The 22028-nt window shown below is 67.8% G+C and carries 22 protein-coding genes; 9 read left to right on the forward strand and 13 right to left on the reverse strand.

Annotation, left to right across the window (positions count from 1 at the left end):
• Positions 1–45: 45 nt before the first annotated feature.
• Complete coding sequence (locus tag QC765_RS07785; protein ID WP_278313880.1) at positions 46–831, forward strand: alpha/beta fold hydrolase; 786 nt, start codon at positions 46–48, stop codon at positions 829–831.
• 196 nt (positions 832–1027) lie between these two features.
• Here the strand turns inward: QC765_RS07785 and QC765_RS07790 are convergent, their stop codons facing one another.
• A complete protein-coding gene (locus QC765_RS07790; RefSeq protein ID WP_278313881.1) occupies positions 1028–1801 on the reverse strand; it encodes a MerR family transcriptional regulator in 774 nt (257 codons plus the stop codon).
• A 283-nt stretch (positions 1802–2084) separates the two neighbouring features.
• On the opposite strand from QC765_RS07790, the gene QC765_RS07795 reads away from it, so the two are divergent.
• Together QC765_RS07795 and QC765_RS07800 are read left to right on the forward strand one after the other, a co-directional pair.
• On the forward strand, positions 2085–2633 hold the full coding sequence (locus QC765_RS07795; protein ID WP_278313882.1) for a type 1 glutamine amidotransferase domain-containing protein: 549 nt from the start codon (positions 2085–2087) through the stop codon (positions 2631–2633).
• Positions 2634–2791: 158 nt separating this feature from the next.
• Complete coding sequence (locus tag QC765_RS07800) at positions 2792–2947, forward strand: hypothetical protein (protein WP_278313883.1); 156 nt, start codon at positions 2792–2794, stop codon at positions 2945–2947.
• 128 nt (positions 2948–3075) lie between these two features.
• Here QC765_RS07800 and QC765_RS07805 read toward each other — a convergent pair whose 3' ends face one another.
• From QC765_RS07805 to QC765_RS07820, 4 genes are all read right to left on the reverse strand, one after another.
• Positions 3076–3288, reverse strand: coding sequence for a hypothetical protein (locus tag QC765_RS07805; protein WP_278313884.1), 213 nt, complete (start codon positions 3286–3288; stop codon positions 3076–3078).
• Positions 3289–3306: 18 nt separating this feature from the next.
• Complete coding sequence (locus QC765_RS07810) at positions 3307–3462, reverse strand: hypothetical protein (protein WP_192039562.1); 156 nt, start codon at positions 3460–3462, stop codon at positions 3307–3309.
• Positions 3463–3538: 76 nt separating this feature from the next.
• Positions 3539–4264, reverse strand: coding sequence for a sigma-70 family RNA polymerase sigma factor (locus QC765_RS07815; protein ID WP_278313885.1), 726 nt, complete (start codon positions 4262–4264; stop codon positions 3539–3541).
• A 2-nt stretch (positions 4265–4266) separates the two neighbouring features.
• Positions 4267–4662, reverse strand: a complete 396-nt coding sequence (locus QC765_RS07820; RefSeq protein ID WP_278313886.1) for an ATP-binding protein — start codon at positions 4660–4662, stop codon at positions 4267–4269.
• Positions 4663–4917: 255 nt separating this feature from the next.
• Between QC765_RS07820 and QC765_RS07825 the strand changes: the two genes are divergently transcribed.
• The 3 genes from QC765_RS07825 (at position 4918) to QC765_RS07835 (ending at position 7262) form a co-directional block, all read left to right on the forward strand.
• Entirely contained in the window at positions 4918–5352 is a 435-nt protein-coding gene (locus QC765_RS07825) for an STAS domain-containing protein (protein ID WP_278313887.1), read from the forward strand.
• Positions 5353–5366: 14 nt separating this feature from the next.
• Positions 5367–6059 (forward strand): GAF and ANTAR domain-containing protein, encoded by a 693-nt coding sequence (locus QC765_RS07830; protein WP_278313888.1) that lies wholly within the window; start codon positions 5367–5369, stop codon positions 6057–6059.
• Between the two features lie 150 nt (positions 6060–6209).
• Positions 6210–7262 carry a ribonuclease HI gene (locus QC765_RS07835; RefSeq protein WP_278313889.1) on the forward strand — a complete coding sequence of 351 codons (1053 nt, stop codon included), beginning with the start codon at positions 6210–6212 and terminating at the stop codon, positions 7260–7262.
• On the opposite strand, the gene QC765_RS07840 is transcribed toward QC765_RS07835, so the two are convergent.
• Entirely contained in the window at positions 7250–8653 is a 1404-nt protein-coding gene (locus QC765_RS07840; RefSeq protein ID WP_278313890.1) for an aspartate aminotransferase family protein, read from the reverse strand. The genes QC765_RS07835 and QC765_RS07840 overlap by 13 nt on opposite strands.
• Positions 8654–8992: 339 nt before the next feature.
• Here QC765_RS07840 and QC765_RS07845 point away from each other — a divergent pair, with 339 nt between their 5' ends.
• The gene (locus QC765_RS07845) at positions 8993–9793 is read left to right on the forward strand and encodes a helix-turn-helix domain-containing protein (RefSeq protein WP_278313891.1); all 801 of its coding nucleotides are present in this window, start codon (positions 8993–8995) and stop codon (positions 9791–9793) included.
• Positions 9794–9798: 5 nt separating this feature from the next.
• On the opposite strand, the gene QC765_RS07850 is transcribed toward QC765_RS07845, so the two are convergent.
• Both QC765_RS07850 and QC765_RS07855 read right to left on the reverse strand, forming a co-directional pair.
• Positions 9799–10962: an acyl-CoA dehydrogenase family protein gene (locus QC765_RS07850; protein ID WP_278313892.1), complete on the reverse strand. Its 1164-nt coding sequence runs from the start codon at positions 10960–10962 to the stop codon at positions 9799–9801.
• A gap of 6 nt (positions 10963–10968) precedes the next feature.
• Positions 10969–13020, reverse strand: coding sequence for an acetyl/propionyl/methylcrotonyl-CoA carboxylase subunit alpha (locus tag QC765_RS07855; RefSeq protein ID WP_278313893.1), 2052 nt, complete (start codon positions 13018–13020; stop codon positions 10969–10971).
• A gap of 212 nt (positions 13021–13232) precedes the next feature.
• Between QC765_RS07855 and QC765_RS07860 the strand changes: the two genes are divergently transcribed.
• Complete coding sequence (locus QC765_RS07860) at positions 13233–13802, forward strand: hypothetical protein (RefSeq protein ID WP_278313894.1); 570 nt, start codon at positions 13233–13235, stop codon at positions 13800–13802.
• A 146-nt stretch (positions 13803–13948) separates the two neighbouring features.
• Here QC765_RS07860 and QC765_RS07865 read toward each other — a convergent pair whose 3' ends face one another.
• The 4 genes from QC765_RS07865 to QC765_RS07880 all read right to left on the reverse strand — a co-directional run bounded on the left by QC765_RS07865 (position 13949) and on the right by QC765_RS07880 (position 19685).
• A complete protein-coding gene (locus QC765_RS07865; protein ID WP_278313895.1) occupies positions 13949–14404 on the reverse strand; it encodes a (2Fe-2S)-binding protein in 456 nt (151 codons plus the stop codon).
• 23 nt (positions 14405–14427) lie between these two features.
• Positions 14428–16653 carry a xanthine dehydrogenase family protein molybdopterin-binding subunit gene (locus QC765_RS07870; protein WP_278313896.1) on the reverse strand — a complete coding sequence of 742 codons (2226 nt, stop codon included), beginning with the start codon at positions 16651–16653 and terminating at the stop codon, positions 14428–14430.
• 63 nt (positions 16654–16716) lie between these two features.
• On the reverse strand, positions 16717–18027 hold the full coding sequence (locus QC765_RS07875) for a DUF2254 domain-containing protein (RefSeq protein WP_278313897.1): 1311 nt from the start codon (positions 18025–18027) through the stop codon (positions 16717–16719).
• 80 nt (positions 18028–18107) lie between these two features.
• Positions 18108–19685, reverse strand: a complete 1578-nt coding sequence (locus QC765_RS07880; RefSeq protein WP_278313898.1) for a carboxyl transferase domain-containing protein — start codon at positions 19683–19685, stop codon at positions 18108–18110.
• Positions 19686–20163: 478 nt separating this feature from the next.
• Between QC765_RS07880 and QC765_RS07885 the strand changes: the two genes are divergently transcribed.
• Positions 20164–20898 (forward strand): hypothetical protein, encoded by a 735-nt coding sequence (locus QC765_RS07885; RefSeq protein ID WP_278313899.1) that lies wholly within the window; start codon positions 20164–20166, stop codon positions 20896–20898.
• A 33-nt stretch (positions 20899–20931) separates the two neighbouring features.
• Here QC765_RS07885 and QC765_RS07890 read toward each other — a convergent pair whose 3' ends face one another.
• Entirely contained in the window at positions 20932–21960 is a 1029-nt protein-coding gene (locus QC765_RS07890; protein WP_278313900.1) for an XdhC family protein, read from the reverse strand.
• Positions 21961–22028: the final 68 nt, after the last annotated feature.

Genomic DNA, 22028 nt, shown 5'->3' on the forward strand with positions numbered 1-22028 from the left:
TTGGTGCACCTTTTCGCCCCCTTCCGCAGGGCGTAGCTTGAGTACATGGAGCAAGTGCGCGCGCACGGAATCACGATCACCTGCTCCAGGGCGGGCAGCGGACCGCCACTAGTCCTTGTCCATGGCGCGGCAGGCGACCACCGCAGCTGGACGCCCCAGCTACAGGCACTCGCTGCCGACTTCACCGTGATCGCCTGGGATGAACCGGGGGCTGGCGGCTCGGATGACGTGCCGGAGCATTTCACGGTCGCCGACTATGCGCACTGCCTCGCCGATCTCATCACGCATCTCGGTGTCGGCCCGGCCAACATCGTGGGCTTGTCCTGGGGCGGAACGCTGGTGATCGAGCTCTACCGGCACCATCCGGAACTCGTCTCCCGCATGGTCCTGGCGGATACCTACGCGGGCTGGAAAGGTTCGCTGCCCGCGGATGAGGTCAACGCCAGGGTCAACGGATTCCACGCCGCCCTCCACGGTGAAAAGTTCGACCCGACACTGCCGGGACTATTCAGCAGCGGAACCCCGAGGCAATACGAGTCGCTGCTCGCTGAGATCACCGCGAGCGTGCGCCGCAGATCCATGGCCCACGCGCTGGATCTCATGGCGGAAACCGATCAACGCGACGTCCTCCCCCGCATCGCTGTCCCGACTCTCCTCGTGTGGGGCGCCCAGGATGCCCGGTCGCCGCTGGAGATCGTGGGCCACCAGTTCGAGCGGGCGATACCCGGAGCGCAGCTCGCGGTGATCCACGACTGCGGACACATGAGCAACCTGGAAGCACCCGACGTCTTCAATCGCTTGGTCCGCGAGTTCTGCCTCCCGCAGGCCTGAACCCGGCCAGGCTCCCCCGCCTGGCTCCCCCGCCTGCCTGGCTGGCGGGCCCCTAGCTATTGCGTGACACCGCTACCAGGTTGAGGGCACCAGCAGCGGGCCCGAATCCAGCAGCAGCGCAGCCACGAGACCGACCCCGCCCGCGAGAAGAATCACCAGCTCCGCCCGCGGGTCGCGGATCTGTCTTCCGGGAGCACTACTCGGCACAGTTGTTCTCCGCAAGGTTGTTCTCCGCCCAGTGGATGAGGGCATCGCGGGCGTGGATGGCCCCACCATCACCGGGCGCCGCCTCGTAGTTGGCGGCGAACCGTGGGTCGTCGACATACATGCGGGCGAGTCCGATGAGGTGCTCCTTGCCGGGCGCCTTTCCCTGGTAGGCGGCGGTGAGCCATTCGACGTGGCGGGCCGCGAGCCGCTGCGCCGCATCACTGTCGGGATCGTCGCCGTCCGCGAATGATTCCTTCCATGCCTGGGCGAGGGCTCGGGTCTCTGCCATGAAGCCGGCCTTGTCCGCGGTGCTGAGGCCGCGCCACCAGCGGTCGCCGTCGGCATAGGCCTTCGCGCCCCAGCGTTGCTCCACCTCCTTCTTGTACTGGGTGTGGTCGAATCCGTCGAGCATGTCGTGTGCCATGGGGGTCGTTCCTTCCTCGTGGGTGGTGATGGTGTGCTTGACCGCGTGGATCTGCCGGGCGATGCGTTCCTGCTCGGCCTCGAGCCATCCGAGGTGGCCGCGGAGCGCGGTGATGTCCTCGTCCTGGCCGTTGAGCACGTCGGCTATCGCGGACAGGCCGAGCCCGAGCTGGCGGAGCATGAGGATCCGCTGGAGCCTCATCAGCGCGGTCGCGTCGTAGTGGCGCAATCCGCTCGATGCGGTGCGGCTCGGCGCGAGCAGGCCGATCTGGTCGTAGTGGCGCAGCGTGCGGGTGGTGATCCCGCTGAGCCGCGCGACCTCCTGGATGGGCCAGTCCATGTGCACCTCCTCGCGTGTCATTCCAGTCTGGTTTCCCCAGCCTCTTGCTGGGTACTTCCTGGGCACATCTCGACAGTAAGCGTTGACGTTGCGTCAACCGCAAGGGTTTTCCCGCGCGATGCGGCCCGGCCCTGCACCGCCAGTGGAAACTTCTCCTCGCTGGAGCGGGAAAAGTCTCCACTGGGCATCGCATCCCAGTGAGCCAGCTGCGGCGAGAACGCCCGGTGCCAGCACCCGGCGTACGGTCGAGATCAACACAACCGCGGATGAAAGGAGTTCTGACATGGGCACATTCGATATCTCCGGCACGAGGGTGGCGTTCTTGTGCACCAATGGCGTCGAGCAGGTGGAACTGACGCGGCCCTGGCAAGCGGTGGTGGACGCTGGCGGCACGCCCGTGCTCGTCTCGCCCGAAGCGGGGAGCATCACGGCCATGGAGAATGACTGGGACCACGCCGACTCCTTCGATGTCGACGTGGTTCTCGCGGAGGCGAGCGCCGAGCAGTTCGACGCCCTCGTCCTGCCGGGCGGAACGGTGAACGCGGACACGATGCGCCTGGCCAAGGGGGCGGCCGCGTTCGTGCGGGAGTTCTTCGAGGCGGAGAAGCCCGTCGCGGCGATCTGCCATGCCCCGTGGATCCTTATCGACGCGGGCGTGGCGAAGGGCCGGACGATGACCTCCTACAAGTCGGTGGCGCTGGACCTGATGAACGCGGGTGCGGTCTGGATCGACGAGGAGGTCGTGGCGGATGGCAGCCTGACCACGTCTCGCAGTCCTGGCGACCTGGATGCGTTCTGCGCCAAGCTCGTCGAGCGGATCTCTGCCGCGTAGCTCGCGCGCACATCACGATCTGATGATCGTTGGCTGATTCACCGGGCGGCAGCAGCGCGGATTGGTCATTGTGAGATACCCATCACTGGCAGGAAGGTGGGCAAAGCGTCCCGTAGCATTCCTGCCGGATACGACCACTCGTGCTTGGAGGCACCACCATGTTCCCATCCATCATTGATTTCTCGACCCTGGGCGAGGAGCAGCTTGGTGTTGCTCCGTCCGAGATCTACGCCGCGATCTTCGACGGCCTGCTCGGTGCGGCTTCCTTCTTCCAGGACCTGCTGCCCGGCATCCTCAACATCCCCGGCGTCTGATAGCTGCAGACCACATGCGACGTGGGCCCGGAAGCTAGCTGCTTCCGGGCCCACGTCTCGTAGCCGGCCCCGGTTTGGACTCGGCTGGGAGGCGTCGATCAACCGGGGCGGGCAGGTTCAGTTGTGGTCTAGTTGCTTGGCTCCGGGATGTCGCATTGACCAACCTCTGGGTTCACGCCCGCATAGTTGAGCGGACCTGCGACCACAGTGATGGCAAGCGTGCTAATGCCTGCGCAATCCGGATTGGTGCTACTGAAGTAGCCCCGCTGCCCTGCAGCGATGGCACCCACGATGAGCCAGATGACGACGAGCAGAGTGATGATTCCGCCAAGTCCTCGCATGGTTCTCGCTCCCCTCTGCTAATACCACGTCTTACGGCCGCCTACAGGCCGCCCGATCATGCCGAGGATGGCGAGAATGACACCGATGACCAGCGCCACGATGCCCAGCGTCCACACGATCTGGATGCCGGTCAGCCATCCCACGACGAGCAGGATGATACCGAGTACGATCATGTTCCTGTCCTCCTGACTGCTTGCCGCTTTGTGGCCAGCTAAAGGGGGAGTACCCCGGCGCCCCCGGTGGCAAACATCACACTCGCGGTTTCGCTCGTTGTCGGAGGAATGCCAGCGCTCGAGCGAGCAAGCGGGAGACGTGTACCTGCGATATTCCCAGGTGGGCGGCGATCTCGGACTGGGTGCGATCCTCGAGGAACCTCATGCGGACGATCGTTTTCTCCCGGTCGGGCAGGATCGCTACGAACTCGGCGAGCTCCAGCCGCTGATCGGCAGCAAGGTGATCCACATCGTTGTCGTTCACGAGGTCCCCGAGGCCGGCATCGTGGTAGATGGTGCCCGCGTGCATGGCCTCGGTGATGTCGTCGATGCTGGCGCCGACAGCAATGGCGAGGTCTTGCGCGCTCGGGGTGCGGCCCAGGGACTGTGCCAGCGCAGGCAGTTCCTGCGAGATGCGCGCGCGCATCTCGTGGATCTGGCGCGGGACCCGCACCAGGTCACGCTTGTCCCGCAGATGATGCCGGATCTCCCCCACGATGGTGGGCACGGCGAACCCGATGAAGCTGTTGCCGCGGGAGCTATCGAACCGATCCACCGCCACTACGAGCGCAAGGCTTGCCACCTGCATCACGTCATCGGGATCCTCGCCGCGATACCGGAACCGGCTCGCGATGTTGCGGGCCAGGCCAAGGCATCGTGTGACGATCTCCTCGCGCAGTTGCTCGGCGGCTGGATCGCCAGCTGGCAGGGCGGCGCGCTTCTTGAAGAGCTCGTTGACGTGCTCGATCTCAAGAGCTTCCATGTTCAGGCACTGTCGCGGCAGGCCCGGAAACCGAGCATGGCGCGCGCCCCCTCGAGCCGGTAGGCGAGGCCGGTGCTGACGCTGGCCAGGACATGCCAGCCGATGGAATCCTGGTCGGGGTGACGGGTGCCATCGTGGTCGACGCTGGCGGTGACATGGACCTCGCCAGGCTCGATCTGGAACTCGCAGAGGATCTCGCTGCCAGGGAGCGCAACCGCGATCAGCTGGGTGCATGCCTCGTCGACGGCGAGCCGCACTTCCTCCACGCTGGTCAGGTCAAGATCGGCCCGCGCGGCGACGCTCGCGGCCACGAGCCTGCCCAGGGCCAGGTAATCCGGCCGCGCGGGCACGCTCAACGCGATCGTGTCGGTCAGGCTTGTTCTTCTCGTGATGCTCACACCTGCTCCCCGCTCATGGCAGCGTCGATGCTGCCTTGCTCTGGCAGAGTACCCAGGGGGCGAGCAATCTATTCCCCCTACCCATGATCAGTGCAAAAAAGACAAATCGCTCAGTGGTTCCGCTACAGGCTGTGATCCAGGTAATATTAGTTTCTGGTTGAGCACACAGCCTTGTTGGGACGCGCACTGGCACGTCTCGTGTCCTCGCTAGTCGAGTGCTCGCTCCCAGTCGTCAGCACTTCGATGGGAGGCCCCATGAGAAGCTCGATGCAGGGAAAGCACGTCACCGCGGCAGGTCGCGCACCCACCATGATCACCTTAGTCGGTGACGTTGACACGCAGCGGATCGGTGATCCAAGGTCGTGGGCGTCCCGGCATGCTCCATGGATCTGCCCCCCGCATTGCATCATTGATCTGACCAAGGCCACGTTCCTCGGCTCCGCGGGCATCGCGGCGGTGATCGCGCTAGCCATGGACCTGCGTGACCGGGGTGGCTGCTGCGTGGTCGTCGCTGATCGCCCGCTCCGCCACATCCTGTCCGTTACCGGCGCTGATCGGAAGGTGACCGTCATGAGCACGCTCCGCGACTCCCAGCAATACATCGCGCGATTCGTCGAGGCCGGCCGCATCGGTGCGCTGCTCGACGCGGCCGAGCGCGACCGCTGCCGGCATCCGGCGAACCGGCCATGAACGGATTGCCAGCCATGACCGAGCTGCTAGCTGATGCCGCCCGGGCGATGGAGAGCGAACCCGGCCATGACGCCACGCTCGACGCGATCGTCCGCGAGGCGCAGAAGTCCATTCCGGGCACCGATCATGCTGGGCTCTCCCTGCTCGAGCAGGATCGCGTGATCACGGCCGCGCCCACCTCCGAGCTCGTCGAGGTCATCGACTCGTTCCAGTACACCTTCCAGGAGGGCCCGTGCGTCGATGCGGTGCTCGATGGCGGGGTCTACCGCACCGGGCACCTCGCCGGGGAGACACGCTGGCCCCGGTTCGCGGAGGCCGCGAGCAATGCCGGGGTGCATTCGATGCTCGCGTTCCGCCTGCACCTCGACGGGCGGGTGCTCGGCGCGCTCAACCTGTACTCCACCCAGGGCAATGCCTTCGATGAGGATGCCGTCTACATAGGTCAGCCATTCGCGGCGCACGCGTCCATCGCGGTGGCGCATTCGCGGGAGCGGGTGCAGTTGCTCGATGCGCTCGATTCGCGGGACGTGATCGGCATGGCGAAGGGGATCATCATGCACTCGCTCGTGGTGACCGATGAGCGGGCATTCGCGGTGCTCGTGTCGCTGTCCCAGCGCACGCAGGAAAAGCTGCGCGACGTGGCGGAGAAGATCGTCGAGGATGCCCGGTCCCGCGCGCTGGGCCAGGGTGGGGGCAAGCACGGGTAGGCGCTCGCTCCGCGACCTAGCCCGCACCACGTATCAGTCAATCCTCAGGCAAATCCCCGGTTACGGCTGTCCAAATTGCCGTAGCCTGGAGGTGCTTTCCACGTAAAGCCGAACTCGCGCGTCCGGCAGCACCACGAGGGAGGATTGCCCGTGTCGCCACGCCTGCTTGGTCGCGTTCGGTCCACTATCTCGGCCGCTCGCTACCAGCTCCCCAGCCAGGCACGCATTGCGAGATCCATGCTGCTCGCAGGACTCGGGATGCGGAGCACCGGCTGGCCCTCCGCTGCCCCGAGGGGCCACCACTGGTATGGCGTGGTACGAACCTTCACCGCCGAGGAGCTCATCGACGGGCAGCCCCGAACCACCGCCTGCGCCATCGCGGTGGTGTGCGATGGCGATTACTCGGCGTTCCATTTCTTCTCCCGCCCGCACGAGGGCACGGGCGCGCGGCGGCGCGAGGCAACGCTGGGCCTCGTCGGTGTGGATGCGTTCGAGTACCTCTACAAGATCGTCGAGGGGCATGATCGCGACATCATCGTGTACCTGCACCAGCCGCACCTGCGCGACCTGCTGCGGTCCGCCGCGCCCGCGTTCCCGCAATGCACGATGCGCGAGAGCCTCGAGGATGAACGGCTCGCCCGCCTCAATGGGATCGCCGGCACCCAGATCGACATGCGGGTGCACCGCCAGCAATCGCGCCTCGCCGGCATACCCCGCAAGGAGCATGGGCGCCTCGTGATCGCCACGGACGCGTCCCTGCGCAGCCGCCATCGCGGGGCCGGCATTGCCTGCGTGAGCGAGGAAGGGATCGCCGAATCGGCATTCCGGGCCCACCTCGGCCGGATCGATGTCGCGGAGCTCGCCGCGATCGATCTGGCGCTATCGACTTTCTGCGATGGACGCGCCTTGCGGATCCTTGTCGACAGCCGGCATGCGCTGAACTATCTGCAGGGCACCGGCAAGGTGCGGGACCATGCGATCGCGTCGCTGGTGGACAGCATCCGTGGAAAGTCCCGCAGCCGGTCCGTGACGTTCGAATGGGTCCGCGCGCACAACGGCCACCCGCTCAACGAGACCGCGCACCGCCTCGCCGTTGCCGCGCGCAGGTGCCACACCAGCAACGTCCCAGCGGATACCCAGCAACGCATCGTGTCGGGGATCCTCGAGGACCTCACCGCGGAGAGTGTCGATCAGACCGTGTAGGAATCACCGATCTTGAGCACCTCGTCGAGGATGCGCAATCCCTCGCGCGCCTCGTCGGCCGTGATGGTGCACGGCGGCGCGCAGTGGATCCGGTTGGAGACCATCAGGGGCAGCAGGCCCTGCCGCTTGCTCTCGACCATCATCTGGCCCATGGCAGCACTGGTTCCCGCGTAGGGGGCGAGCGGCTCGCGGGTGGTGGCGTCCGTCACGAGCTCGATCGCCCAGAAGACGCCCCGGCCCCGGACCTCGCCCACGCAGGGATGCCGCTCGGCGATCCCGGCAAGCCCTGGCCCGAGCACGGTCTCGCCGATGCGTCGCGCGTTCTCCACGATGCCCTCGTCGGTCATCGCCGTGATCGTGGCGACCGCGGCCGCGCACGCGAGCGGATGCCCCGAATAGGTCAGCCCACCCGGGTAGGGACGCTCATCGAAGGTCTCAGCTACCCGCGCGGAGATCGCGACCCCGCCCAGCGGCACGTAGCCCGAGTTCACGCCCTTGGCGAAGGTCAGCAGGTCGGGCGCGACACCGGCCTCATCGATGGCGAACCATTGCCCGGTGCGCCCGAAGCCACACATCACCTCGTCGGCGATCATGACGATGCCGTGCAGGTCGCACAGCTCGCGCACGCCCCGCAGGTAGCCGGGCGGCGGGGGAATGATGCCAGGACCGCCGGGGATGGTCTCGAGGATGATCGCCGCGATGGTACCGGGCCCCTCGAGCTCGATGACCTGCTGGAGGTGCTGCAGCGCCCGCTGCTCCTCCTCCGCCTCGGTGGTGGCGTGGAACGCGGAGCGGTACAGGAACGGGCCGAAGAAGTGGGCGGTGCCCTCGGTCGCGCGGTCGTTCGCCCAGCGCCGTGGATCACCGGTCACGTTGATCGCTAGCGCCGTGGCGCCGTGGTAGGAGCGGTACTGGGAGAGGATCTTGTTGCGACCGGTGTGCACGCGCGCCATGCGGATCGCATGCTCGACCGCCTCGGCCCCGCTGTTGGTGAAGAACACCTTGTCGAGGCCGCCGGGGGCGCGCTCGGCGATCAGCCGGGCCGCTTCGCTGCGCTGGTCGTTGACGTGGTGCGGGGCGATGGTGGCGAGCCGCTGCGCCTGCTCGACGATCCCGGCGACGACAGCCGGGTGCTGGTGCCCGATGTTGGTGTTGACGAGCTGGCTGGAGAAGTCGAGCAGGCGATCGCCGTTGCCGTCCCACACGTGGGAGCCGCGCGCGGCGGTGACGACCATCGGCGTGAACGATCCCTGCGCCACCCACGAGTGGAAGACATGCTTGCGGTCGAGCTCATAGGCGCGAGCGGCCGAGGCGCGGGCCTCGTCCACGCTGCCGAACCCGGGAACCGCGGCCTCTGCCGAGGCCCTCGACACATCCTGCTGGTCAACCATGCGTGCTCGTTCCTTCCCGCCACCAATGGGTGCAACCCGGCCACTGCACCAAGGTGCAACCCGGCCACTGTAGTACGCCCGGGCTCGCGGGAGGGGGGAATCGTCGGTGGGCCAGAGCGCGGGCGGCAAGCGCGCCGGGTCGCGCCGACGACATTGGCGGCGCGACCGGCGCATCGTCCGCAACGGGGATGGATGCCGACGTCATGGGTTAATCTATGCCCCTATGAGGCGTGGATCACGGTCAAGCAGGGACAAGAATTGGTGATTCCCGGACATGCACCCGTTCGGTCGATCCCGTACATGCCATCGAGGGCCTCCGCCAGGCACGGGGTCGAGGTCATGACGTTGAGGGCCCTGCGCGACCGGATGGGCCCGGGCGAGTTCATCGCGCCGCAATGCCCGCGCTTCCACATGATCGCCCTGGTCACCGAGGGGCACGGCACCCATGCCGTCGATTTCCGCACCGGCGCCCTGCGCCCCGGAACCGTGTGGTGGGTACGCCCCGGCCAGGTGCAGCAATGGGGCAACGTCTATGGCTACGAGGCCACCATCGTGCTGCTCGAGGACGGCGTGCTCGGCCCGGTCGCGCGATCCTCCTTGACCGGCAGCCCCATGCGCTGGCGCTGCTGCTGGCACCTCGACCCGAGCCAGAGCGGCAGCAAGCTCGTGCCGGCCCTCATCGAGCATCTTGGGACCGTTTTCGAGCAGCCTGGCCCCCCGGAGGCAACGATCCTGCGGCACTTGGCGAACACCCTGCTGATCACGCTGCTCGACATAGCGCCACTCGACCCCGGTGCCGCATCTCCCACCGCATCCTCGACGGTGGAGAGCTTCGCCCAGGCCGTCGAGGAGGGCTTTGCCCGCACCCGCTCGGTCAGCGATTATGCCCGCGAGCTCGGCTACTCGGAGAAGACCGTCACGCGGGCGGTGCGGGCCGCGACCGGGCTGACCGCGAAGCAGTTCATCGACGAGCGGGTGATCCTCGAGTGCAAGCGAATGCTCGCGCACACCGAGCGCACCACGGGCAGCATCGCCGACTCGCTCGGGTTCAGCGACGTCTCCAACTTCACGAAGTTCTTCGCCGCCCGTGCCGGAATGTCGCCCACGGAGTTCCGGCGCTCCGCGCAGCCACCGCGCTAGAGGCGCTAGAGGCCTAGCTCGCGGGCGATGAGCATGAGCTGCACCTCCGTGGTGCCCTCGCCGATCTCGAGGATCTTGCTATCACGGTAGTGACGGGCGACGAGGTACTCGTTCATGTATCCGTAGCCACCAAAGACCTGGGTGGCGTCGCGCGCATTGTCCATGGCGGCCTCGCTGGAGACGAGCTTGGCGATGGATGCGGCCTTCTTGAACGGCTTGCCCGACAGCATCAGCGCGGCGGCGTCGAAGTAGGCAGCGCGCGATGTCGCGGCGCGGGCCTCCATGCGTGCGATCTTGAACGCGATGGCCTGGTTCTCGCCAATGGGCTTGCCGAAGGCAGTGCGCTCCTTCGCGTAGCGGACGCACTCGTCGACGCACCCCTGGGCCACGCCAGTACCTACCGCGGCGATGGCGATGCGGCCCTCGTCGAGGATGCTCAGGAAGTTGGCGTAGCCACGACCAGCTTCCCCGAGCAGGTTCGCCTCGGGCACCCGGACGTCGTCGAAGGACAGCGGGTGGGTATCGGAGGCGTGCCAGCCGACCTTCGAGTAGGCGGGCTGGACCGTGAAGCCCGGCGTGCCCGCGGGAACGATGATCGTAGAGATCTCTTTCTTTCCGCTGGCCGTGGTCCCGGTCACGGCGGTCACCGTGACCAGCTCAGTGATGTCGGTACCGGAGTTCGTGATGAACTGCTTGCTGCCGTTGATCACCCACTCGCCGTTGTCGAGCCGCGCGGTGGTGCGGGTGCCGCCTGCATCGCTGCCCGCGCCTGGCTCGGTGAGGCCGAACGCGCCGAGCCTGGAACCGCTGGTCAGCTGGGGCAGCCAGGCCTGCTTCTGCTCGTCGGTACCGAAGCGATAGATCGGCATGGCGCCGAGGGAGACTGCCGCCTCGAGCGTCATCGCGACGGCCTGATCGACCTTGCCGAGCTCCTCGAGGGCGAGGCACAGCGCGAAGTAGTCCCCGCCCATGCCGCCGTGCGCCTCCGGGAACGGGAGCCCGAACAGGCCCATCTCCCCCATCCCGCGAACCACTTCATAGGGGAAGGTCTTGTTCTCGTCGTGCTCGGCGGCGACCGGGGCCACGACCTCGCGGGCGAACTCCTCGACGGTGCGGCGGAGCTGCTCGTACTCGTCGGGCAAGGCCGAGGTGGAGAGGAAGCTTGTCATGGCTGTTCAGGACTCCTTCGCCTGGTCGGTGCCAGTCTGGTCGGCGCCAGTCTCGTCGGATTCGGTCGTCGCGGTGATGCGGGCAAGCAGCTGGTCGACGGTGACCTGATCGCCGGGGGACGCGTGGAGCTCCACCGTCCCGTCGACGGGAGAAGCGAGGGTGTGCTCCATCTTCATCGCCTCGACCACGACGATCGGAGTGCCCGCGGCAACCTCGTCCCCGCTTGCGACGTGGATGGCGATCACCGAGCCAGGCATGGGGCTGAGGATCTCGGCGTCGCCGCGGTGCGCGTCATGGTGGCGCACGCTGGCCTCGCGGACCACCTGCACCGACCAGGTGCCGTGCGGCAGGGTCACCCAGATGTGGTGGTGATCCTCGGTGATGGTGACGGGTTGCCTCCGCCCGTCGAGGACGAGCGCGCCCTGGGCGCTGATGCCAACGGAGTGCTCGTTCTCCCCGATCCGGGCCCGGGCATCACCGGGGGTTCCGGTGAGCTCGACGAGCACCGTGCGATCGCTTCCGGAGAGGCGCACGCGGTAGGGGGCCTGGTCGCCGATCCGCCAGCCGCTGGGCACATCCCACACGCTGCGGGGCCGTTCGGGCCAGTGCGCGCGCCAGCGGTGGGCCGCGGCGGCCGCGAATACCTCGTCGGGCACGGGGACCGGCTCGTACGCGGGCATCACTCGATCAATGAGCGCGGTGTCGAGGTTCCCGGCCTGCACATCCGGGTTCGCGAGGAGGTAGCGCAGGAACTCGATGTTCGTGACCAGCCCGTGCACGGTGGTCGCGGCGAGGGCATCGTCGAGGCGCTGCAACGCGGTCGCCCGGTCGGGGCCGTGCGCGATGACCTTCGACAGCATGGGGTCGTAGTCGCTTCCGATGACGCTGCCGGGGCGCATTCCGGAGTCCACGCGCGCGCTGGCGGGCTCCTCGAGCGCGAGGACCGTTCCGCCCGTGGGGAGGAAGCCGCGAGCGGGATCCTCCGCGTAGACACGTGCCTCGATGGCGTGCCCGGCGAGGGTGATGTCGCCCTGGGCGCGGTCGAGCGGCTGGCCGGCGGCTACTCGCACCTGCCATTCGACGAGATCGATGCCGGTGACCATCTCGGTGACGGGATGCTCGACCTGCAGGCGGGTGTTCATCTCCATGAAGAAGAACTCATCGGGCCGATCGGCGGAGACGATGAACTCGACCGTGCCCGCGCCGAGGTAGTCCACGCTGCGGGCGGTGTCGCAGGCGGCCTGGCCGATCCGGTCGCGGGTCGCTGCGTCGAGCAGCGGGGACGGTGCTTCCTCGATGACCTTCTGGTGCCGGCGCTGCAAGGAGCATTCGCGCTCGCCGAGGTGCAGCACGGTGCCGTGCGCGTCGGCGATGACCTGGACCTCGATGTGCCGGGGGCTGGTGATGAAGCGCTCGATGAAGAGCGTGTCATCGCCGAACGCGGAGGCGGCCTCGCGCCGGGCGGAGCGCAGTGCCTCGGGGAGGTCGGCGGGGTCATCGACGCGGCGCATTCCCTTGCCGCCGCCGCCCGCCGAGGGCTTGACGAGAACGGGGAAACCGATGCCGGGGGCGGCGGCGAGCAGATCATCGTCGGTGAGCCCGGGCCGCGCGATGCCAGGAACGGTCGGCACGCCGCTGGCCGCGACCGTGGTCTTGGCGGTGATCTTGTCGCCCATGACAGTGATGGCCGCGGCCGAGGGACCGAGGAAGACGATCCCAGCGTCGGCGCAGGCCTGCGCGAAAGCGGTGTTCTCGGAGAGGAACCCGTAGCCGGGATGGATCGCCTCGGCCCCGGTGCGGCGGGCAGCCTCGATGATGGCGGGGATATCGAGATAGCTCTGGCGCGCGGCCGCGGGCCCGATGCGCACGGCCTCGTCCGCGGTCTGCACGTGCAGGGCATCGCGGTCGGGGTCGCTGTAGACGGCGATGGAGCGGATTCCCAGCTCGCGCAGCGTCCGGATGACGCGCACCGCGATCTCGCCACGGTTGGCCACGAGCACGGTGCCGAACAGGCGCGTGCCAGTCGGCGGGGTGTGTTGTGGTGCGGCAACGCCCATGTACGACTCCGGGATCGGGGGTGGCTGGTAGCGAATTTAGGTTAATCGTCATTCACTGAGTTGTCCAGGTCACACATGGCAGGCCCGCTTCCCCAGGCTGCGCGCACCAGGGCCACCCCGCCCGGGGTCGCAGGCCCCTCCGCTCCCGACCCGGCCACGCGCAGGTGGATAATGGACGCACGAGCCACGAGCCAGCGCACCGGAGGTCCCAGATGTCGCAGCGCAGCACCCCCGCCCGAACCCCCTCCTCCCGGTGGTACCTGCTGGTCGCCGCGCTCGTCGTCGTGGGCATCGCGCTCGGCGCGCTCCTCGCCTGGCGCGCGGTCAGCGAGTTCCCCTTCGTCACGGCGGAGACGCGCGCCAACCAGCCAATCGAGGCATCGATCGAGGAGGAAGGCCTCACGATCTTCGCTGATACCGAGCGGGCGTCGCTGGAGTGCGAGGTGTCCGATGCCAGCGGTGCCACCGTCCCGATGCGGGGCCTCAGCGCTTCCGAGACCATCACCGTGGGGTCCCGCTCCTGGCATGTCATCCTCCGGTCATCGGAGCCGACGCCGCCCGGCGACTACTCGGTGCTGTGCACGAGCGAGGACTCCAGCGTCATCTATGGGGTGGGCGCGTGGTCATCGGTTTTCGGGTTCGTCGGCCTCGTGCTCGGTGCTGTCGCGGCGCTCGGGGTGGGCCTCTTCGGTGGGTTCCTGCTGTGGCTGGTGATCTTCCTGTTGCGGCGGCGCACCCCGCCCGGGCAGGCGGCGCCCCCCGGATATCCGCCCGCCCAGTAGCCCGGCGGCTTCCTCGCCTCGGAAGTGTTACCTTTTGCACCCTCTCGCGGCCGTCCGGGGGTACAGGACCGCACACAACCCGCCTGCCGGGCTCCGGCGACCGGCTGGCCTCGAGGCAGAGGCCATCGACCTAGCGCCAGGGTGGACTAGCCCAGCCCCGCCGCGCGCTTGATCGCGGCCCGGATGCGCGGGTAGGTGCCGCACCGGCATACGTTGATGACCTCGTCGATATCGGCATCAGTGGGGCGCGGGTTGCGGCGCAGCAGGTCCACGGCAGCCATGATCTGTCCCGGCTGGCAATATCCGCATTGCGCGACATCGAGATCGATCCAGGCTTGCTGGACGGCGTGCAGCTGCCCCCCGCTGGCTAGTCCCTCGATGGTCGTGATGTCGTGCCCGGCCACCTCCTCGACGGGAGTGACACACGGCCGTATCGCGGCGCCGTCGAGGTGACTGGTGCAGGCCTTGCACACGTCGATGCCGCAGCCGAATTTCGGCCCGGTGATGCCGAGCTTGTCGCGAAGCACCCACAGCAGCGGAAGGCCAGGGGCAGCATCCACCCTGACGTCACGGCCGTTGACTCGGAACGAATAGCTGGGCATGCGGGGGCACCTCCGGAAGGGGGCTAGCGGGGGAAGGGCTCGAAGTCGATGTCGAAATTGATGGGGAACGAGCGGGGCCTGGTGCCGGTCGCGCGGGCGTAGGCGTTGGCCACGGCACCGACCGAGGCAGGGACGCCGAGCTCCCCCGCGCCACCTGGCTCGTCGCTGCCCTCAAGGATGTGCACGGTGACGTCGGGCGGCGAGTCGCCTTGCCGCGGGTAGTGGTACTGCGAGTACGAGCCCTCGAGGGGCAGCCCATCGACGATGTGCAGCCCGGCGCTGAGAGTAGTGGCGATGGCGTCGCTGAGGCCGCCCTGCATCTGCGCCTCGAGCCCCAAGGGGTTGATGGTCTTGCCGACGTCGACAGCGATGACGGCCTTGGTGACGCGGGGATTGCGGGGGTCGCGGGCGTCGATCTCGACAAGCACGGCGATGGCGGAGCGGTATTCCTCGTGCACGCCGACTCCCTGGCCGAATCCCGGCGGCATGTCGCGCCCCCAGTTGCCCTCGCGGGCGACGGTATCGAGCACGTCGCGGACGCGGTGGTCCTTGATGATGGCGCGACGGTACTCGACGGGATCGCGACCGAGATGCTGGGCGATCTCGTCGATGAACATCTCCTCGCAGCCGCGGGTGTTGCCGGAGTAGACGCCGCGCCAGCTTCCGGTGGGCATGCGCAGGGGGATCTCGAACAGCTCGTGGGTCTTGGCGCCGACCTCGTAGGGGGTGAACTGGGTGAGGTGGAAGAGGGTTTGCCCGAAGACCGGATTGCCGACGACGGGCAGCTGCGTGTAGGCGGCGGTGAGGATCTCGCCGAGGCCGTGGCGGAAATCAGTCTCGACGTATCCGGCGCGATGGTGGAACGCCGCCACAGCGCTGGTGCTGAGGCGGGCGCGGAGGCGGTGGTGCGAGGCGGGCCGGGCGCGGCCGTGGCGCATGTCGTCGATGCGGCTCCACATCAGCTTGACGGGCTTGCCCATGGCGCGGGAGATGCGCGCGGCCTCGAGGGCACCGTCGTAGAAGAGGCGGCGCCCGAAGCTGCCGCCAGCCTGGATGACGTGCACGATGACCTTGTCGAGCGGCAGGCCGAGCTCGAGGGCGATGTGCTCGCGGGTGATGATCGGGGATTGCAGGGCCGACCAGATCTCGGCGCGGCCAGGGCGCACGTCAGCGATGGCGGTGTTGGGCTCGAGGGGGGCGTGGCTGGCGAACGCGAAGTCGTACTCGGCGTCGAGGACGCCGGATGCGAGGCTGCCGGAGCCGAGGGGCGGGTCGTCATACGCGGGGATGACCCCGCGGAGCTGGGCGCGGATATCGGGGTCGGAGAGCCCGTCGATCGTGCCAGGCTTCCAGGTGACGTCGAACGCGCGGGTGGCGTCGAGTGCCTCGCCGAAGGTCTCGGCCATGATGGCGATGCCGGTGGGGATCATGGCGACGTCGATGACGCCGGGCTGCTGGCGGGCGGTGGCCTCGTCGAACCATTCGGGACTGCCGTTAATGGTGGGCGGGCGGCGCACCATGACGGGCTTGGCACCGGGTATGTCGAGGTCGAGGGTGTAGGCGAGCTCCCCGGTGACCATGGCGCGCGCATCCTTGCGGCGGGTGGGGGTGCCGACGGTGCGGTGGCTGTCCTTGGGGCGGGCTGTGACATCGGCGAGCGAAGGGTTGGCCGCGCCGGCGGAAAGCTCTCCGTAGCCGAGGGAGCGGCCGTCGCGGGCGACGACCCGGCCATTCTCCGTGCGCAGGTCGGCCGGCAGGACGAGCAGGCGCGCGGCCGCGGCGGCGATGAGCCGGGCCCGCACCACCGAGGCAACAGCCCGCAAAGGGTGCCAGAGCGATCGGATGGTGTTCGAGCTTCCCGTGAACTGGTTGAACAGCAGCTCGGGCTTGGCCGGGGCGAGGCGCACATCAACGCGGTCGACAGGGACGTCGAGCTCGTCGGCGACGATCATGGCGGTGGCGGTGTTGATTCCCTGGCCGATCTCGGCACGGGGCAGCTCGAAGCGGATACGGCCGTCCGGGGCGACCTCGATGACGAGGATCAGCGCGGTGGGCAGCCCGACGGTGATGAAGAGGTCACCGATGTCGACGATCTGCCCGGCCTCGGGGTTGCTAGGTATGCCCGGGGCTCCTGGCTGCGCGCGCGCCGTGGGGCTCGTGCCGGGGATGGCCCATTGGGCGCCCACGGTGAGGATGGGCGCGGCGACGAGAAAGGTAAGGAACTGACGACGTCCCAGGTTCTCGGCCACGGACCACCTGCTTTCATGCCTATCGCGTGCTGGGCACTAGCAAAGGTGGCACGGATCACATTGTCAGCGGGTCGTTTTGCCGGAAATCGCGTATAGCGCCGCGTCGACGCGGGCGGCCGCGGCATCCTTGTCAGCGTCGCGCTCGGCGTGATCGGTGTACTCGGCGCGGAGCCGCGTGAGGTGGTCGATCACGAGCTCAGCGAGATGATCCTGGTTGGTGGAGGTGCCGATGCGCTCGGCGAGCAGGATCGTGGCCTTGACCGCGAGAGGGTGATCGAGCGCGTAGTGGCGCAACGCCTCGAGCACGCCGCCGATCAGCTCAGCGGGCGGCACCCTGGCAATGACGAGCCGCAAGGCACCCTCGTTGCCGGTCCTGCCCAGAAGCGGGTCGGGCCGCTGCGCGAGGGGGACGAGTCCGACGGCGAGCTCATCAAGAGCATTGCTGGCGGTGTAAGGATCGTTCATGCTCGGCGAGAGTGCCCGGATCGCCATCTCGGTGAGCTGCTGCACGGCGAACACGATGTCCTGGCGGGGACTGCGGGACTCGGCGAGGACGAACGCGGCCCGGATCGCAGCGGCCATGTCCTCGCTGGGCTCCTCAGTTCCGTGCACCGTCGCGAGGGCCTCCCCCGCGACGAGGTGGGTGCCCGTTCCCGCGCGGACCTCGATGCGGCAGTCATGCTCGTCGGCGAGATCGAGCAGCCGGGCCTCGTTGACGACCATGACGAAGCCGAAGCCAGTCGCCCGCACGGCAGTGCCCGTGCCCGGATCGGACGCGACAGCGCTGACGGCGTGATCGGGCTGGTCCTCGGGGTAGAGGTCGTCCAGGGCGCTGACCATCTCGCCGCGCACCCGGGCTAGCAGGGTGGGCACCTGGATGGAATCGGCGATGTGATGAATGAAGAAGACGAGCACCGCTACGTCGAGCACCGCGACCAGCACGGCGACGTTCACCGCGAGATCCGGGATGAACTCCCCGCCCTGGTCGGTCTCGGAACGGATGGAGCGCAGCACCAACAGGCAGTACAGGAACGTGGCGCCATAGATGCCAAGGACGAATTGATTGGCCCGGTCGGCCATGAAGTTGCGCACGAGGCGCGGCCCGTAGGTGGAGCTCGCGATGGCGAGGACGGAGATGGTGATCGAGAACGACGTCGCGGCGACGGCGAGCATGGAGCCACCGATCGCGGTGAGGATATCGCGGCTGCCGCTCACGCCGACGGTGTAGTACAGCGAGCCGGCCACGTCGGGGCCAAGCCGCTGGATCGTCACATCGATGCGGATCAGTACCTGCGACAACGCCAGGGCGATGATGCCCAGGACGGTGGGCAGGAACCAGAACGAGTCGCGGAACGTGATGATCCACTTGCGCATGACGGTGTGCCTGGCCTTCCTGCCGCCATCACACGTGGCAGGAAGGCGGCAAGATCACTCTAGGTGCCGGATGACGGCGATCACATGCGAAACACGCCATGCGCGATCGGCTCGAGAGGCGCGTGCGCGCACGCGTCGAGGGCAAGGCCGAGCACAGCGCGGGTGTCGGCGGGATCGATGATCCCGTCATCCCACAGCCGCGCGGTGGAGTAGTAGGGGTTGCCCTGTGCCTCGTACTGGTCACGGATGGGCTTCTTGAACTCTTCCTCGTCCTCGGCCGACCATTCCTTGCCCTGTGCCTCGAGCTGATCGCGGCGCACGGTGGACAGCACGGAGGCCGCTTGCTCGCCGCCCATCACCGAGATCCGCGCATTGGGCCACATCCACAGGAACCGGGGCGAGTAGGCACGCCCGCACATCGAGTAGTTGCCCGCGCCGTAGGAACCCCCGATGACCACGGTCAGCTTGGGCACGCGCGCGCACGCCACCGCGGTGACCATCTTGGCGCCATGCTTGGCGATGCCGCCGGCCTCATAGTCCCGGCCCACCATGAAGCCGCTGATGTTCTGCAGGAAGAGCAGCGGGATGCGGCGCTGGTCGCAGAGCTCGATGAAGTGGGCGCCCTTGACCGCGGATTCCCCGAACAGGATGCCGTTGTTGGCGATGATGCCGACGGGATGGCCGTGGATGCGGGCGAACGCGGTGACCAGTGTCTTGCCGTACTCGGCCTTGAACTCCTGGTAGTGCCCGCCATCGACGAGGATCTCGAGCACGTCGTGAACGTCGTAGGGGATCCGCGAATCGGTGGGCACGACGTCATAGAGCGCGGACTGGTCGCGCTCGGGGCCGGTGGCGGGCTGGTGGTTCCACGGCACCGGCGGGGTGGCCGGGAGGGTATCGACAATGCCCCGGACGATGCGCAAGGCGTCCTGATCGTCCTCAGCGAGATGGTCGGTGACGCCGGATACCTTGGCGTGGAGCTCCCCGCCACCGAGCTCCTCGGCGGTGACGATCTCGCCGGTGGCGGCCTTCACCAGGGGTGGTCCGCCAAGGAAGATGGTGCCCTGTCCGCGGACGATGACGGTCTCGTCGCTCATGGCGGGCACGTAGGCGCCGCCCGCGGTGCACGATCCCATGACGGCGGCGATCTGGGCGATTCCGCGCGCGCTCATGTTGGCCTGGTTGAAGAAGATGCGGCCGAAGTGCTCGCGATCGGGGAACACCTCGTCCTGCTTGGGCAGGTAGCCACCCCCGGAGTCCACGAGGTAGACGCAGGGCAGGTTGTTCTGCATCGCGATCTCTTGCGCCCGCAGGTGCTTCTTGACGCTCATCGGGTAGTAGGTGCCGCCCTTGACGGTGGCGTCGTTGGCGAGGACGAGGCAGAGCCGTCCAGCGATGCGCCCGATGCCACCAATGACGCCAGCGCCGGGTGCCTCATCGTTGTACATGCCGTTCGCGGCGAGCGGGGCGATCTCGAGGAAGGGACTGCCGTGGTCGAGGAGCTGGTTCACGCGATCGCGGGGCAGCAGCTTGCCCCGGGCGAGATGCTTCTCGCGGGCGCGCTCGCTGCCACCGAGCGCGGTGGCGCGCGTCGCCTCGTTGAGCTCCGCGACGAGCCGCTGATGCGCGGATCGGTTGGCTTCCCGATCTAGTGCCATTCCCACACCCCATGATTTGAGTTAATGATGAGTAACCGAACCGAGGCTAGCGCGCGCGCTCCGTGTTGTCCATATCACTCCGGGACCGCGCCCGCGTGGCCGCCAATCCGGAACGGGGGCAGATCCGTATTAACCCCTGAGCAGGCCCAAAGGAAAGGAATCCACAGCCGGTAGCAGATTCATGACACAGTGAAGCCATTCACGGATGGACGATCACAGTTCGTGCACGCGTACTGGACTACCCGATCCCCGCACGCTTCGCCAGACGCCAAAATACCCGCTGAACAGCAGTTTCTCCGGACAATGCAACTCACACGCGTACGGTGGAAAATTTCTTTCCGGACCTGTAACAATCACAGAAGGATCAACGATCTACTGTTTGACAGTGCGCAACAGCGGTAACCCTCACGAAACCCGACTTTCCCGTGAGACACTGCATATACGCCTGCACTCAACGACATCTTCAGGAGGAACCACAATGAAGGCATTCACCCGCGTAGCCGCGATCGCCGCGACCTCGGCCGCCCTCACCATCCCGTTCGCCGGAGCAGCCTCGGCGCAGCCCAGCGCTAACCTCGGTGGCGACCTCGGCATCGACCTCGGCGCCGGCAGCAGCGACCTCGGCATCGGTGGCGACCTTGGCGCCGGTGGTGGCATCGACCTCGGCGCGCTCCTCGGCCTCGGCGGCACCGCTGACGGCGGCGCGAACGTCGGCGGCGGAGTTGCCATTGACACCGCTAGCCTCGAGCAGCTGTTCAACATCAACGTCGAGGGCCAGGGCGGCACCCAGGGCGGCTTCGATCTCCAGGCCGCGATCGACCAGGCCGAGGCTGACTTCAACGCGTGGCTCGAGGCCAACTTCGGCGCCCAGGGCGGCACCGGCGGCGGCGCCACCGGCGGCGGCCAGTTCACCGGTGAGTTCGATCTCGAGCAGGCTTGGCTCGACTTCCTCGCCCAGGCCGAGGCTGACATCCAGGCACTGTTCGGTGCCCAGGGTGGGGCCACCGGTGGCGGCGGCGCCGGCGGCGAGTTCACCATCGATACCTCCAGCATCGATGCTCTCATCGGCGGCGGCGCGAACGTTGATGGAGGCGCGAACGTCGGAACCGGCAGCGCTGACCTCGGCCTCAACCTCGGTGCCGACGGTGGTTTCGACCTCAACAGCCTGCTGGGCGGCAACCTCGGCCTCGGTGGCAACATCGCCGTCAACTGACACCTGCACTAGCCGGGAGCCAGTTCTAGCTGGCTAGCCCTGCAGCAGCATCGCGCCGGTGGGGCCGAGCACACGCTCGGCCCCACCGGTCTGTGCATGCCCGCCAGCCACGAGCTGCGCGGCAACCGATACCGCGACCTCCTGCGGCAACCGGCCAGCAGCACCGAGCCCCACCGGCGAGACGAGCATCCGCAGCGCGGGCTCGCCCACGCCACGCCGCCGCAGCTCCTCCCGCCTGCGCTGCGCTGTCGCAGCGGATCCCAGCGCGCCCACGAAGCCCAGCACCTGATCGCCCGCGAGCGCGCGCTGCAACACCTCCACGTCCACGCCGTCGGCATGGGTCATCACCAGCACCACTGTGCGGTCATCCACCCGGCCATGCCGGATCTCTGAATCCAGGAACTCGGCAGGCCGAGCCACCACCACCTCGTTCGCGCCGGGGAAGCGGGCACGGGTGGTGAACACGGGACGCTGGTCGCACACAGTGACAGCGAATCCGAGGAAGCTACCCATCGCCGCCATCGCCGCCACATGCGGCGTGGAGCCAAGGATCAGCATGCGCGGCACCGATCCGAACTCGACCCTGAGCATGTCATCGTGCAACGGGATGCCGAACAGCCGTCCTCCCGCGATGGTGCAGCGCTGGCCCAGTCGCTGCGCGGGAGACGCCCCGTCCGTGACCGTGACCGCTGCCGTGGCTGGCTTGCCTGCTGCCACTGCTTCGCACAGCTCGGCGAGCCCCGGAAAGGTCGATTCATCCACGCGCTCCACGAGAAGCTCGATCCGTCCGCCGCAGGTGAGCGAGATTCCGCCGAGCTCGCCGCCCGGCCCATACTCCACCCGCTCCGCGATGCCAGTGGTCACGGCGCGGATCGCCCGCGCGTGCGCATCGGCCTCGACGCATCCCCCGGAGACACCGCCCGCGACGTCGCCGCGCACATCGATCGCCATCGCCGCGCCTGGCTCGCGCGGCGCGGAACCGCGAGTCTCGATGACGGTGACCAGACCACAGGACCCGTCTCGTGCGACCCGGTGACGCAACCACGGCAGAATATCGCGCATGCAGTCACGGTAGCGGCCCCGGCGCATCCGTGACGTGGGTTAATGTGGTTTCACCTGGAGCGAAGGGA

This window comes from Hoyosella levis, assembly GCF_026008515.1.
Lineage (GTDB): Bacteria > Actinomycetota > Actinomycetes > Mycobacteriales > Mycobacteriaceae > Lolliginicoccus > Lolliginicoccus levis.